Below are 13,393 nucleotides of genomic sequence, written 5' to 3'. Positions count from 1 at the left end.
CAGCTCCCACAAGGGTTCTTAGCAAGACAACAATCGGTTCGATAATCGAACAATTAGTCGATTATCGGATTGAACCGCTCCCAAGCCCCCCTTAATCTGAACCCACACCCGGCGCCGCCCAAGGCGCCTTGAAACCGACCCCGACTCAGCATATCCAGGAGTCTGCAATGGCTGAAATCCTCTCGCTCCACGACGCCGTGAAGCAGTTCGTCAACGACGGCGACAGCGTCGCCCTCGAAGGCTTCACCCACTTGATTCCGACTGCCGCCGGGCATGAAATCATTCGTCAGGGCAAGAAAGATCTGACCCTGGTACGCATGACCCCTGACCTGATCTACGATCAGCTGATCGGCGCCGGTTGCGCCCGCAAGCTGATCTTCTCCTGGGGCGGCAACCCGGGTGTCGGTTCCCTGCATCGTCTGCGCGACGCCGTTGAAAAACAGTGGCCGCACGCGATCGAAATCGAGGAACACAGCCACGCCGACCTGGCCAACGCCTACGTCGCCGGTGCCTCGGGCCTTCCGTTCGCAGTACTGCGGGCTTACGCCGGTTCCGACCTGCCCAAGGTCAACCCGCTGATCAAGAGCGTTACCTGCCCATTCACCGGCGAAGTCCTCGCCGCCGTGCCATCGGTACGCCCGGACGTTACCGTGATCCACGCGCAAAAGGCCGACCGCAAAGGCAACGTGCTGCTCTGGGGCATCCTTGGCGTGCAAAAGGAAGCGGCCCTGGCGGCCAAGCGCTGCATCGTTACGGTCGAGGAGATCGTCGACGACCTCAAGGCACCGATGAATGCCTGCGTGCTGCCGACCTGGGCGCTGTCTGCAGTGTGCCTGGTACCCGGTGGTGCGCATCCGTCCTACGCCCATGGTTACTACGAGCGCGACAACCGCTTCTACCAGGCCTGGGACCCGATTGCCCGCAGCCGCGAAAGCTTCACGGCGTGGATCGACCAGTACATTCGCGGCACCGCCGACTTCACTGAATTCAAGGCAAAACTGGCCAGCGCGGAGGTTGCACAATGAGCTACTCCACCAATGAAATGATGACCGTTGCCGCAGCCCGTCGCTTGCGCAATGGCGCAGTCTGTTTCGTCGGCATCGGTCTGCCGTCCAAGGCCGCCAACCTGGCGCGCCTGACCTCGTCGCCGGATGTGGTGCTGATCTACGAGTCCGGCCCGATCGGTGCCAAGCCGAGCGTGCTGCCGTTGTCGATTGGTGACGGCGAGCTGGCTGAAACGGCCGACACCGTGGTGCCGACCGGCGAGATCTTCCGCTACTGGCTGCAGGGCGGGCGCATCGACGTGGGTTTCCTTGGCGCCGCCCAGGTCGACCGCTTCGGCAACATCAACACCACTGTGGTTGGTGATTATCACCAGCCGAAAGTGCGCCTGCCGGGTGCCGGTGGCGCGCCGGAGATCGCCGGTTCCGCCAAGCAGGTACTGATCATCCTCAAGCAGTCGAACCGCGCCTTTGTCGACAAGCTCGACTTCATCACTTCGGTCGGCCACGGCGAAGGCGGCGATTCGCGCAAACGCCTGGGCCTGCCAGGCGAAGGTCCGGTGGGGATCATCACCGACCTGTGCATCATGGAGCCGGAAGCCGGCACCCATGAGTTTGTCGTGACCTCGATCCACCCGGGCGTGACCCGCGAGCAGATCACCGACGCCACCGGCTGGGCCATCCGTTTTGCCGACGACGTGCAAACCACCGTCGCGCCGAGCGAAGTCGAGCTCAATGCCTTGCGTGACCTCGAAGCGCGCACCGCCGCCGCCCACGGCCAAGCGCCAGGAGAAGCCTGATGCGTGACGTCTTTATCTGCGATGCCATTCGCACCCCCATTGGCCGCTTCGGTGGCGCCCTGGCCGGCGTGCGCGCCGACGACCTGGCGGCGGTGCCGCTCAAGGCGCTGATCGAGCGCAACCCGCAGGTACAGTGGGAGCAACTCGACGAAGTGTTCCTCGGCTGCGCCAACCAGGCCGGTGAAGACAACCGCAACGTCGCGCGCATGGCGCTGTTGTTGGCGGGCTTGCCGCAAAGCGTACCGGGAGTGACCCTCAACCGCCTTTGCGCCTCGGGTATGGATGCGGTGGGCACGGCCTTTCGCGCCATCGCCAGCGGTGAAATGGAGCTGGCGATTGCCGGTGGCGTCGAGTCGATGTCCCGTGCGCCGTTCGTCATGGGCAAGGCTGACAACGCCTATTCGCGCAACATGAAGCTGGAAGACACCACCATCGGCTGGCGCTTCATCAACCCGCTGATGAAGGCTCAGTACGGGGTCGATGCGATGCCGCAGACCGCCGACAACGTCGCCGATGACTACCAGGTATCACGTGCCGATCAGGACGCCTTCGCCCTGCGCAGCCAGCAGCGCACGGCCGCCGCCCAGGCTGCGGGCTTCTTCGCCGAAGAGATCGTGCCGGTACGCATCGCCCATAAAAAGGGCGAAACCGTGGTCGAGCACGACGAGCACCCGCGCGCCGACACCACCCTTGAAGCCCTGGCCCGGCTCAAGCCGGTCAACGGCCCGGACAAGACCGTCACCGCCGGCAATGCCTCGGGCGTCAATGACGGCGCCGCGGCGTTGATCCTGGCTTCGGCCGAAGCCGTGAAGAAACATGGCCTGACCCCGCGGGCGCGGGTGCTGGGCATGGCCAGTGCCGGCGTTGCGCCACGGGTCATGGGCATCGGCCCGGTACCGGCCGTGCGCAAGCTGACCGAGCGCCTGGGCGTGGCGGTGGCCGATTTCGATGTCATCGAACTCAACGAAGCCTTTGCCAGCCAGGGCCTGGCCGTGCTGCGCGAACTCGGCCTGGCCGACGATGCACCGCAGGTAAACCCCAACGGTGGCGCCATTGCCCTCGGTCATCCGCTGGGCATGAGCGGCGCGCGTTTGATCCTCACCGCCTTGCACCAACTGGAGAAATCCGGCGGGCGCAAAGGCCTGGCGACCATGTGTGTCGGCGTCGGCCAGGGCCTGGCCCTGGCCATCGAGCGGGTGTAAAGCAATGATCCCGAGCCGCCGGCCTCCACGCAAGGTTGGCGGCCTGGGGTGATTGTTCTGTGGATCGTGGATGTTACTGGGTGTATCTAGACTCTCTGTAGTTCCAAGAGAAAGTAGCCATGACTTCAGCCTATTTGAAGCAACGACCGGGCAATCAGCTGTTCGATGCCTATTTCACCGCGCAGGGGATGCGCGAGATCTTCAGCGACCGTGGCCGGGTGCAGGGCATGCTTGATTTCGAAGCAGCCCTGGCCCGTGCCGAAGCGGCCACCGGGGTTATCCCCCAGGTGGCGGTGGCAGCGATCGAAAGCGCCTGCCATGCCGAGCGCTATGACTTTGCCGCGCTGGCCGAAGCCATTGCGGTGGCCGGTAACTCGGCGATCCCGCTGGTCAAGGCGCTGGGCAAGGTGATTGCCAGTGGCGTCCCGGAGGCCGAGCGTTATGTGCACCTGGGCGCCACCAGCCAGGATGCCATGGACACCGGCCTGGTGTTGCAACTGCGGGCGGCGCTGGCATTGATCGAAACGGATCTGGCGCGGCTGACGGATGCCCTGGCCCGCCAGGCCCAGACCTACGCAGAGACCCCCTTGGCCGGTCGCACCTGGCTGCAACATGCCACGCCAGTCACCTTGGGCATGAAGATCGCCGGCTGGCTCGGCGCCTTGAACCGCCACCGCGAGCGCCTGCAGGAACTCAAGCCGCGCCTGCTGACCCTGCAGTTTGGCGGCGCTTCCGGCACCTTGGCGGCGCTGGGCGACAAGGCCTTGCCGGTGGCTGAGGCCTTGGCCGCAGAGCTGAAACTCACACTGCCTGAACAACCCTGGCACACCCAGCGCGACCGCCTGGTGGAGTTTGCTTCGGTGCTTGGCATGATCGCCGGCAGCCTCGGTAAGCTCGGCCGTGACGTCAGCCTGCTGATGCAGACCGAAGCGGCCGAGGTATTCGAACCCTCGGCGCCCGGCAAAGGCGGGTCCTCGACCATGCCGCACAAGCGCAATCCGGTCGGCGCCGCGGTGTTGATCGGCGCTGCCACCCGGGTGCCGGGTCTGCTGGCCACGCTGTTTGCCGCCATGCCCCAGGAGCACGAGCGCAGCCTCGGCCTGTGGCATGCCGAATGGGAAACCCTGCCGGAAATCTGCTGCCTGGTGTCCGGTGCACTGCGCCAGGCACAGATCATCGCCGACGGCCTGGAAGTGGACGCCGAGCGCATGCGTCGTAACCTCGACCTGACCCAGGGCCTGGTCCTGGCCGAAGCGGTCAGTATCGTTCTGGCCCAACGCCTGGGTCGTGACCACGCCCACCATTTGCTGGAAACCTGCTGCAAGCGTGCAGTGGCCGAGCAGCGCCACCTGCGCGCCGTGCTTGGTGACGACCCGCAGGTCAGCGCCGAACTTTCGCCAGACGAACTTGATCGTCTGCTCGACCCAGCCCACTACCTCGGCCAGGCCCGTGCCTGGGTCGAGCGGGCGCTGGCTGAACATCACCGCGTCAATGCCTGAAGGAGGCTGCAGTGGCACAGGTACAACTCGCCGATGGCGTACTCAATTATCAACTCGAAGGCCCGGAACACCTGCCGGTGCTGGTGCTGTCCAACTCCCTGGGCACCGACCTGCACATGTGGGACACCCAGGTACCGGCCTTGACCGCGCATTTTCGCGTGCTGCGCTACGATACCCGCGGCCATGGCGGCTCGCTGGTCACCGCAGGGCCGTACAGCATCGAGCAACTGGGGCAGGATGTGCTGGCCCTGCTCGATGCCTTGCACATCGAACAGGCGCATTTCTGCGGCCTGTCCATGGGCGGGCTGATCGGCCAGTGGCTGGGGATCAATGCCGGTCACCGGCTCAAGCGCCTGGTCGTGTGCAACACCGCGGCCAAGATCGGCGCGCCGGACACCTGGAACCCGCGTATCGAGATGGTCCTGCGAGATCAACAGGCGGCAATGGTCGGCCTGCGTGATGCGTCGATCGAGCGTTGGTTTACCCCGGCCTATGCCGCGGGCAACCCCGAGCAGGCCAAGCGTATTACCGACATGCTCGCCGCCACCTCGCCTGAAGGTTATGCGGCTAACTGCGGGGCAGTACGCGATGCCGATTTCCGTGAGCAGTTGGGCGAGATCAAGGTGCCGCTACTGGTGATCTCCGGCACCCATGACGCGGTCACGCCGCCGTCGGGCGGGCGCTTCATCCAGGAGAACGTGGCGGGCGCCGAGTATGCCGAGTTCCACGCTGCGCACCTGTCCAACGTTGAAGTCGGTGCGCCGTTCAGCCGCCGGGTGATCGATTTTCTGCTGGCCCGTGAGGAATGACCATGGACGAGAAACAACGTTATGAAGCCGGCATGCAGGTGCGCCGCGCGGTGCTGGGCGATGCCCATGTCGAGCGCAGCCTGGACAACCTGACCGAGTTCAACGGCGAGTTCCAGGAAATGATCACCCGCCACGCCTGGGGTGACATCTGGACCCGCCCGGGCCTGCCCCGGCATACCCGCAGCCTGATCACCATCGCCATGCTGATCGGCATGAACCGCAACGAGGAGCTGAAACTGCACCTGCGCGCGGCGGCCAACAATGGCGTGACCCGTGAAGAGATCAAGGAAGTGCTGATGCAGAGCGCGATCTACTGCGGGATCCCGGCGGCCAATGCCACCTTCCACCTGGCCGAGTCGGTGTGGGATGAGTTGGGGGTTGAGTCGCGGGGCTGACCTTCAGGGCCTTATCGCCGGCAAGGCCGGCTCCCACAGGTATTGCAACCACCCAACCTGTGGGAGCTGGCTTGCCAGCGATGGGCTGCAAAGCAGCCCTAATCAGACCGCCGCCTTCTTCTGCCGAATCGCCACCGGCCCGACAGTGTCTTCAATGGCTTTTTTCAGCTCCAGGCGCATGCCCAGCAAGAACCCCAGCTCCACCACCACAAACAACGGCCCGATGATCAACCCCATCAGATCATCGACAAACGCCGGCTTGCGCCCTTCATAGTGGTGGCCGACAAACTGGATCACCCAGCCAATCACGAACAGCGCAAGCCCGGCACTCAGCCACACCAGGGTGCTTTGCACGGCCAACGCCTGCCCGGCCCACAGGCACAAACCAAGCAATACCGCCATCAGCAGGCCCAGGCGTTGATCCAGGCGCAAGTAGAACCAGCCGGTAACCAGCGCCACCAGCAGCGCCGGCGACACCCAGACGCCGCCCACCGCAACCCCCGGTCGTGACAACAAAACCGTCACCGCCAGCACAATCAGCGGAATACCGATAAAGTGGGTGACGATGTTGCGCGGGTCGCGGTGGTAGGCGGCGTATTGACTCAGGTGTTCGACCAGGTTTTTCATTGTTGTTCCTCCTGTAGGTGGCGTGAGCATGTCCTACAGATTTCCGCCTGTCTGTCGGCTAGCCGACAGAGCTCACCTTCGAGGCGCTATGCGCGAAACCCTGCTGCAAGGTCATTGGTTCCAGGCGTTGCCTCCCTGCTTTCAGGATAGCCTGTTGGCGCTGGCCCGGCAGCGTGAGCTGGCAGCCGGGCAATACCTGTTCCAGCGCGGTGATGCGCCGTGCGGGCTGTATGCGGTGCTCGACGGGGCGATGCGCGTGGGCGCGGTGGCTACCGATGGCAAGGAAGCGCTGTTGACCCTGATCGAAGCGCCGCACTGGTTCGGCGAGATCAGTCTGTTCGACGGCCAGCCGCGTACCCACGACGCCCAGGCTGAAGGGCCGACCCGGCTGTTATGGATACCCCAGGCGCCGCTGTTGAAGTGGCTCGAACAGCAGCCACAGCACTGGCGCGACGTGGCGTTGCTGATGAGCCATAAACTGCGCGTGGTGTTTGTTGCCCTGGAGCAGCAGAGCCTGCTGGCGGCGGCGCCGCGGGTAGCCCACAGGCTGTTGCAGATCGCCGCCGGTTATGGCGAGTTGCGGGGCAGCCGGCGCGTGCTGCAACTGTCCCAGGAGCAGTTGGCGCTGATGCTCTCGCTGTCGCGCCAGACCACCAACCAGATCCTCAAGTCGCTGCAACAGGAGGGCGCCTTGCGCCTGGGCTATGGCGAGATCGAAATCATCGACCCCGCACGCCTGCAGGCGCTGGCTAATCCGGCTGGAACGGTGATTGACTGAGGATCACCCCGGTCTCCTCGACATACTTCTGCCATTCGCCGAGCAGCGCCTCCAGTTTCGCTGGTTGTGCCGTGGCCAGGTCATTGATTTCGCCCGGGTCGCTGGCCAGGTCGTAGAGCTGCCAGGTGGCCGGGCCGACCGGGCCGGGGATGTACACGGCTTTCCAGTGGCCCTGGCGAATCGCCCTGCGGCCGAACAGCTCCCAGCCGGTGACGGTGTTTTCGTCGTGTACCTGCTCGGTCTCACCCGACAGGAAACCCAGCCAGGACTTACCGCGCAGCGGCGCCACGTCGCGACCGCGCCAACGCTTGCCGGGGTGACGCACGCCGGCAAGATCAAGCAGGGTCGGGGTGATGTCCATCACCGTGCTGAACTGATGGCTGATCTGGCCCTGGCGCGCCAATGCCGGGTAATGCACCAGCGCCGGCACGCGAATTCCGCCTTCGCTGGTGAAGGCCTTGTACAGCCGCGACGGTGCAGTGGCCGCCTGGGCCCAATGTGGGCCGTACCAGACATAGGAGTTGGCCCGGCCGATGTTCTCCAGGCTGTTGTCGTAGTGCTGGTCGAGATAGCTGGCCAGTTGCGGGCCGAATTTGGGGAAGGCTTCGAGCAGCGCCCCTTCGGCACCGTTGTCGGACATGAACAGCACCAAGGTGTTGTCGAGCAGGCCCTGGTTGCGCAGGTAGTCCAGCACCCGGCCGATATTCCAGTCCATGCGCTCGACCATCGCCGCGTACACCTCCATCGCCCGCGCCGAACGCTGGCGTTGCTCAGCGCTGAGGCTGTGCCAGTGGTTGTCCACCGGGTGGGCCTGGGTATCGGCGGCGATCAGGCCCAACTGGCGCAGTTTTTCCAGGCGCTCCTGGCGCAGCACTTCGGGGCCGGCGTCGTAGCGGCCCTGGTAGCGCGCCACCACCTCGGCAGGCGCCTGCAACGGCCAGTGCGGCGCCGAGAAGGGCAGGTAGGCGAAGAATGGCCGGCTCTGGTCGCGCTCCTTCAGGTACTGCAGCAGCTTGTCGCCGAAGGCGTCGGAGGAATAGAAATCCTTGGGCAGTTCTTCGATAAAGGTCTGGTCTTCGATGTACAGCGCCGGCGTCGACTTGAGCAGGCCGGGGGTGTGTTCGTCATAGGTTGGCTCAAAGCCATAGTGGTTGGCAGCGCCGGGCAGCAGGGCGAAGGAGCGCTCGAAGCCGCGGGCCTGGGGCGCCAGTTCGGCGGTCAGGCCCAGGTGCCATTTGCCGCTCATCAGGGTCTGGTAACCGGCATCGCGAAGCAGCTCCGGCAGGGCCACCACGCGGTCATTGAGATAGCCTTCGTAGCCTGGCTTGCCGATCAGTTCCGGGGTCAGCGCTTCGGCCATGGTACCGATGCCGGCGATATGGTGGTCGGTGCCGGTGAGCAGCATCGAGCGGGTTGGCGAGCAGGTCGGCGCGGTATGGAAATCGGTCAGGCGCAGGCCGGCAGTGGCCAGCGTGTCGAGGTTCGGCGTGGCGATTTCACCGCCGAAGGCGCCGAGGTCGGAGAAACCCAGGTCGTCGGCAACGATGACCAGAAAGTTGGGGCGTTGGCTCATGGTCGGTTCTCAGTAGGCAAGGTAGGTCAAAGGCAGGTCGCGGATCTGTTCCAGCGCCGGCGGCAGATAGCGTTCGTCGGCGGTCAGTTCGTGCAGCAGGTCTTCGCGCAGACGGTGGAAGGCGTAACTGGCGCGTTGGCGCGGGTGCGCCAGGTCGATGTCGACGATGCGCTTGATCCGCCCGGGGCGCGGCTCCAGTACCACCACGCGGTCGGCGAGAAACAGCGCTTCTTCGACATCGTGGGTCACCAGCAGGGTGGTAATGCGTGCCCGCTCGCGAATCGCCAGCAGCTCGTCCTGCATCTGCTGGCGGGTCAGCGCGTCGAGGGCGCCGAAGGGTTCATCGAGGAGCAAGATACGCGGGCTGGCCACCAGGCCACGGGCAATTGCCACACGCTGGGCCATGCCACCGGAGAGCTGGTGCGGGTAGGCCTGGCTGAAGTCCTGCAGGCCCACCAGGGCGATGTACTGGTCGATGCGCTGCTGGCGCTGCTCGCTGTTCAACGGCTCGTTGACCAGGCCCAGGGCGATGTTCTGCGCCACGCTCAACCAGGGGAACAGGCGGTGCTCCTGAAAAACGATGCCGCGTTCGCTGCCGATGCCATTGAGCGGTTGGCCGTCGATCAGGATCTGCCCCTGGTAGTCGTTGTCCAGGCCGATCAGCAGGCGCAGCAGGGTAGATTTACCGCAGCCACTGGCGCCGACGATGGCGACGAACTCACCGTCGGCGATTTGCAGGTTGAAGTCGCGGATGGCTTCCAGCTCACCGCCGGCCACGGCGAAGTGTTTGCCGACCTGATTGAAACTGACCAGGGCAGGGGCGATGGCGTTCATGCTCGTCTCCAGCGCGTGGCGCGCAATTCGAGGTGTTGTCCAAAGGCGCCGAGGAGCGCGCCAGTGAGGCCGACCAGGAGCATCCCGGCCATGATGATGTCCATGCGCAGCAACTGCTGGGCGCCGATCATCAGGCTGCCGATACCGCCGCCCGAGGGCATGAAGTATTCGGCGCCGATGGTACCCAGCCAGGCGTAGATCAGGCCGATGCGCAGGCCGGCGAAAATCCCCGGCGCAGCGCCTGGCAGCACCAGTCGGTGCAGGCGCTGGGGCAGGTTGAGGTGCAGCACGCGGGCGACTTCCTCCAGCTGTGGCGAGCGGTTGGCCACCGCCCGCTGGGTGGCGATGAACAACGGGAAGAACGCCGCCAGGCCGACGAATACCCATTTGGCCAATTCACCGAGGCCGAACCAGGCGGTCAGCAGCGGCACCCAGGCGAAGATCGCGATCTGGCGCAAACCGGCCAGGCTTGGCCCGAGCAGCCGTTCGGCGGGCGTCGACAGCCCAAGCCACAGGCCCAGGGCGAAGCCCAGGCTGCCGCCGAGCAGCAAACCGCCCAGGGCCCGACCGACACTGATCGCCAGGGCGCCGCTGAGCGAGCCGTCGAGCAGGCCATTCCAGGTGGTCTGCAGGACTTGCAACGGGGCAACCAGAATCTGCGTGTCGACCCAGTCCAGTTGATTGGCCAGCTGCCACAGCACCAGCAGCGCGATCGGCAGCAGCAAGGCCTGCAAGCGCTGGGCGCCTTGCAAACGCGACACCCGCAGCTCGGCGCTGGGCGGATGCGGCCAATGCACCAGGTGCCGGTCGAGCCAGCCGAGGATGCGATCCATGACAAAACCCAGCAGGCCGATGACCAGGATGCAGACAAACACGATATCGAGCATGAACAGCTGCCGGGCCCAGACCATCAGGTAACCGATACCTTCACTGGAGGCCAGCAGTTCCACCGCCAGCAACGATGTCCAGCCGGTGGCCAGGGCCAGGCGCACGCCGGCGAGAAAGGCCGGCAGGGCCGCCGGAAAAATCAGTTGGCTGACCAGCAGGCGCGGCGGCAGGCGCAACACCGTGGCCGCCTCGCGCAGCCGTGGCTGGGTATCGCGCACCCCCACCAGGGTATGCAGGGTCACTGGCACGATGATCGCCTTGACCAGCACCACCAGCTTGAGCACCTCGCCGATACCGAACAGCACCATGAACAGCGGCACCCAGGCCAGGGTCGGGATCTGCGCCAGGGCATTGAAGGTTGGCAGTACCAGGCGTTCGGCGCGACGGCTGAAACCCAGCCAGGCACCGAGCAAGGCGCCGCTGGCGACGCCCACCAGCAGGCCCAGGGCCAGGCGTTGCAGGCTGATCGCCAGGTGCGTCCACAGCTCGCCCTGGGCCAGCTCCAGGCCGCTCTGCCAGACCAGGCTCGGTGCCGGCAATATCTGTTCGCTCATCCACTGGTTGCGACTGGCCAGCCACCACAGTGCTGCCAGTAACAGGGGCAGATACCAGGCTTGCAGGCGGCTCAGGTACAGGCCGTCGAACCGTCGCGTCCGGCCTGGCGGGCTGGCCAGTGGCAGGCTGGAAAGTGAAGCTCGGGCCATGGAAACCTCTGCGAGTTGAAATTTGCTTATTCTTAAATTGAATTACAGATTTGAATATCAATTCGTTTAGGTGATAAGAATCTGCATTTAAAGCTGCTGTCACAACGCGCAGCCAATGCATTCGAAGCATATTTTTCTTGTGCCTGATGCATGGCGCGCTGGAACGCCCGTAGAACGGCTTTTATGCTTACAAGTTATTAAAATGTAATTTATTAGTATTTATTTACTGGTCTGGGTTGTCGGTAGCGTGGCCGCACCATTACAAGGAGTCGCGTGCCATGAACCTGTCGATCAACCGTGTGTTCAATCTGTTTGCCGTTCCCGCCCTGGCCGCGGTGGTCGGCTGGCTGCCGCCGCTGGCCCAGGCTGGCGAGGTCAGGGAAATCCGCATCGCCGTGCCCGACCTGAGCGCCGGCACCCAGCACTCCGGCGGCGGTGTGACCGACGTACTGCGCGACCAGCAATTGCTGGAAAAAGCCTTCGCCGCCGATGGCATCAGCATCCAGTGGAACTACTTCAAGGGCGCGGGCCCGGTGATCAACGAGGCATTCGCCAACGGCCAGGTCGACTTCGCCTACCTCGGCGACCTGGCGGCGATCATCGGCAAGGCCAATGGCCTCGACACCCGCCTGCTGGCCGCCACCGGGCGCGGCATCAAGCATTACCTCGGAGTGGCGCCGGGCAGCAACATCAAGACCTTGCAAGATCTCAAGGGCAAGCGCGTGGCGGTGTTTCGCGGCACTGCCACCCAGCTGTCGTTCGACGCCGCCCTGGCCAGCCAGGGCCTGAGCGAGAAGGACCTGAAAGTCATCAACCTGGATTTCAACGCGGCGATCGCCGCCCTGGCTGCCAGGCAGATCGACGCCACCTGGGGCTCGACCGGCATCAGCGCCCTCAAGCAACGCGGCCTGGCCGAGCTGCCGCTGAACACCCGTGACCTGGGCGGCGCCGGTAATGTTCAGGCGGTGCTGGTAGGGGCTGGGCGCTTTGTCGACGAGCACCCGGAACTGGTGGAAAAACTGCTAGCTGCTCAGGAGAAGGCCGTGCACTGGCTGACCCAGGACGACAACAAGGAGGCTTACATTCAGTTGGTCTCGGGGCTGGCCAGCTACCCGCCGGCGATCCTGCAGCAAGACTTGCAGAACGAGCAGCTGAGCAAGATCTTCCCCTCGACCCTGGATGCCGACTTTCTGGCCAAGTTGCAGGCTTCAGTTGACCTGGCCGCCGGGCAGCGGCTGATCCGCAAACCGTTCAAGGTCGAGCAGTGGCTGGCGCCTCAGGCTATCCGGCCAGCACCTGCACCTCTGGCTGCCGATCGAGGCTGATCAGGGTTTCGATCATTGCCCGGGCGGCGGGCGAAAGGCGATAACCGCTGCGGCTGACGATGCCGCAGCGGGCATTGAGGCTGTCGAGGTTGGCCGGCAGGTTGCGCCAGTGCAGGCGTATCAGGCGGCCCTGTTCGATGTCCTCGGCAAAGGCTTCTTCGGTGCCGATACCAATGGCGTCGGTGCCCAGCACGATCTTCACCAGGGTCGGCAGGTGCTCGGTCTGCACCTGCGGGGCAAAGTCGGTCTTGCCGCTGAGGTTGGCCAGCAGCTTGCGCACCCCCGGCGGGATCAGGGTGGTGGCCAGCGGGTAGTCGAACATGTCGTTGGTCGACAGGCTGTCCTTGGCCAGCAGCGGGTGCCCCGGACGGCAGAAGAACAGGCCGCGGCGCGGGCTCAGCGGCTGGGTCTGGAAGTTCGGGTCGGCCTCGAAATGACGGATGTCGGCGACGAAGAACTCGATCTCTTCTCGACTCAGCGCGCGGCTGAGTTTTTCCCAGTTATCCACGTCGAAGCAGGTGCGCACCTTGGGGTGGGCGCCGAGAAAGCGTGCCACCGCCTGCGGCACCAGGTGCACCGCAGGCGCCGGGCCGCAGCCGAAGCGCAGCTCGCCGGCATCGAGCTTGGTCATCTGCTGCACTTCGCTGTTCAGCTGCGCCGCGCCTTGCACCAGGCGCAGGGCGTGCTGCAGCACCACCTGGCCTTCGGGCGTGGGGCGCAGATCCTTGTTGCCGCGATCGATCAGCACGCAGCCGAACTCCTGTTCCAGGCCCTGGATGCTGCGGCTGAAAGCCGGCTGGGTGATGCCCATGGCATCGGCGGCGCGGACAAAACTGCGGTGTTCAGTGAGGGCGATGAAGTAACGCAGTTGGCGAAGATCCATATGCTTTCCCGGCATTCCAAAAATACGGCGAAGGTATTTGCCGCCGTGCAGGCTCAGGTTTTAAATGCAAGCTCT

13 protein-coding genes are annotated in these 13,393 nt (G+C 64.7%); 8 read left to right on the top strand and 5 right to left on the bottom strand.

The genetic code is table 11. The features are described 5' to 3' along the window. The first annotated feature begins 167 nt into the window (after positions 1–167). The 6 genes from LOY45_RS21480 (at position 168) to pcaC (ending at position 5,706) form a co-directional block, all read left to right on the top strand. A complete protein-coding gene (locus LOY45_RS21480) occupies positions 168–1,025 on the top strand; it encodes a CoA transferase subunit A (RefSeq protein ID WP_115085494.1) in 858 nt (285 codons plus the stop codon). After that, positions 1,022–1,801 (top strand): CoA-transferase subunit beta, encoded by a 780-nt coding sequence (locus tag LOY45_RS21475; RefSeq protein ID WP_134061454.1) that lies wholly within the window; start codon positions 1,022–1,024, stop codon positions 1,799–1,801. Before LOY45_RS21480 ends, LOY45_RS21475 begins: the two co-directional genes overlap by 4 nt. After that, positions 1,798–3,003 carry a 3-oxoadipyl-CoA thiolase gene (pcaF, locus tag LOY45_RS21470; protein WP_177414832.1) on the top strand — a complete coding sequence of 402 codons (1,206 nt, stop codon included), beginning with the start codon at positions 1,798–1,800 and terminating at the stop codon, positions 3,001–3,003. Before LOY45_RS21475 ends, pcaF begins: the two co-directional genes overlap by 4 nt. 119 nt (positions 3,004–3,122) lie before the next feature. Then, on the top strand, positions 3,123–4,502 hold the full coding sequence (locus LOY45_RS21465; RefSeq protein WP_420832706.1) for a 3-carboxy-cis,cis-muconate cycloisomerase: 1,380 nt from the start codon (positions 3,123–3,125) through the stop codon (positions 4,500–4,502). A gap of 11 nt (positions 4,503–4,513) precedes the next feature. Next, the gene (gene pcaD, locus LOY45_RS21460; protein WP_134061456.1) at positions 4,514–5,311 is read left to right on the top strand and encodes a 3-oxoadipate enol-lactonase; all 798 of its coding nucleotides are present in this window, start codon (positions 4,514–4,516) and stop codon (positions 5,309–5,311) included. Between the two features lie 2 nt (positions 5,312–5,313). Further along, positions 5,314–5,706 (top strand): 4-carboxymuconolactone decarboxylase, encoded by a 393-nt coding sequence (gene pcaC / locus LOY45_RS21455; RefSeq protein ID WP_115085499.1) that lies wholly within the window; start codon positions 5,314–5,316, stop codon positions 5,704–5,706. A gap of 102 nt (positions 5,707–5,808) precedes the next feature. On the opposite strand, the gene LOY45_RS21450 is transcribed toward pcaC, so the two are convergent. Next, positions 5,809–6,333 carry an Mpo1 family 2-hydroxy fatty acid dioxygenase gene (locus tag LOY45_RS21450; protein WP_115085500.1) on the bottom strand — a complete coding sequence of 175 codons (525 nt, stop codon included), beginning with the start codon at positions 6,331–6,333 and terminating at the stop codon, positions 5,809–5,811. Positions 6,334–6,421: 88 nt separating this feature from the next. Between LOY45_RS21450 and LOY45_RS21445 the strand changes: the two genes are divergently transcribed. Next, positions 6,422–7,111 carry a Crp/Fnr family transcriptional regulator gene (locus tag LOY45_RS21445; RefSeq protein WP_233673902.1) on the top strand — a complete coding sequence of 230 codons (690 nt, stop codon included), beginning with the start codon at positions 6,422–6,424 and terminating at the stop codon, positions 7,109–7,111. On the opposite strand, the gene LOY45_RS21440 is transcribed toward LOY45_RS21445, so the two are convergent. The 3 genes from LOY45_RS21440 to LOY45_RS21430 are packed head-to-tail and all read right to left on the bottom strand — an operon-like array spanning position 7,083 to position 11,110. Beyond that, positions 7,083–8,684 (bottom strand): arylsulfatase, encoded by a 1,602-nt coding sequence (locus LOY45_RS21440; RefSeq protein ID WP_134061458.1) that lies wholly within the window; start codon positions 8,682–8,684, stop codon positions 7,083–7,085. The two genes, LOY45_RS21445 and LOY45_RS21440, sit on opposite strands and share 29 nt — an antisense overlap. A gap of 9 nt (positions 8,685–8,693) precedes the next feature. After that, positions 8,694–9,518 carry an ABC transporter ATP-binding protein gene (locus LOY45_RS21435; RefSeq protein ID WP_115085503.1) on the bottom strand — a complete coding sequence of 275 codons (825 nt, stop codon included), beginning with the start codon at positions 9,516–9,518 and terminating at the stop codon, positions 8,694–8,696. Continuing rightward, entirely contained in the window at positions 9,515–11,110 is a 1,596-nt protein-coding gene (locus tag LOY45_RS21430) for an ABC transporter permease (protein WP_258578330.1), read from the bottom strand. The genes LOY45_RS21435 and LOY45_RS21430 overlap by 4 nt, the downstream gene beginning before the upstream one ends. A 278-nt stretch (positions 11,111–11,388) precedes the next feature. On the opposite strand from LOY45_RS21430, the gene LOY45_RS21425 reads away from it, so the two are divergent. After that, positions 11,389–12,435, top strand: a complete 1,047-nt coding sequence (locus tag LOY45_RS21425; RefSeq protein WP_258578329.1) for an ABC transporter substrate-binding protein — start codon at positions 11,389–11,391, stop codon at positions 12,433–12,435. On the opposite strand, the gene LOY45_RS21420 is transcribed toward LOY45_RS21425, so the two are convergent. After that, complete coding sequence (locus LOY45_RS21420) at positions 12,392–13,318, bottom strand: LysR family transcriptional regulator (protein ID WP_036996727.1); 927 nt, start codon at positions 13,316–13,318, stop codon at positions 12,392–12,394. The two genes, LOY45_RS21425 and LOY45_RS21420, sit on opposite strands and share 44 nt — an antisense overlap. Between the last annotated feature and the right edge of the window lie 75 nt (positions 13,319–13,393).

The organism is Pseudomonas wadenswilerensis, assembly GCF_024749185.1.
GTDB lineage: Bacteria > Pseudomonadota > Gammaproteobacteria > Pseudomonadales > Pseudomonadaceae > Aquipseudomonas > Aquipseudomonas wadenswilerensis.
The sequence above is the reverse complement of the archived record's forward strand: the minus strand, read 5'-3'. Positions and strand labels throughout refer to the sequence as shown.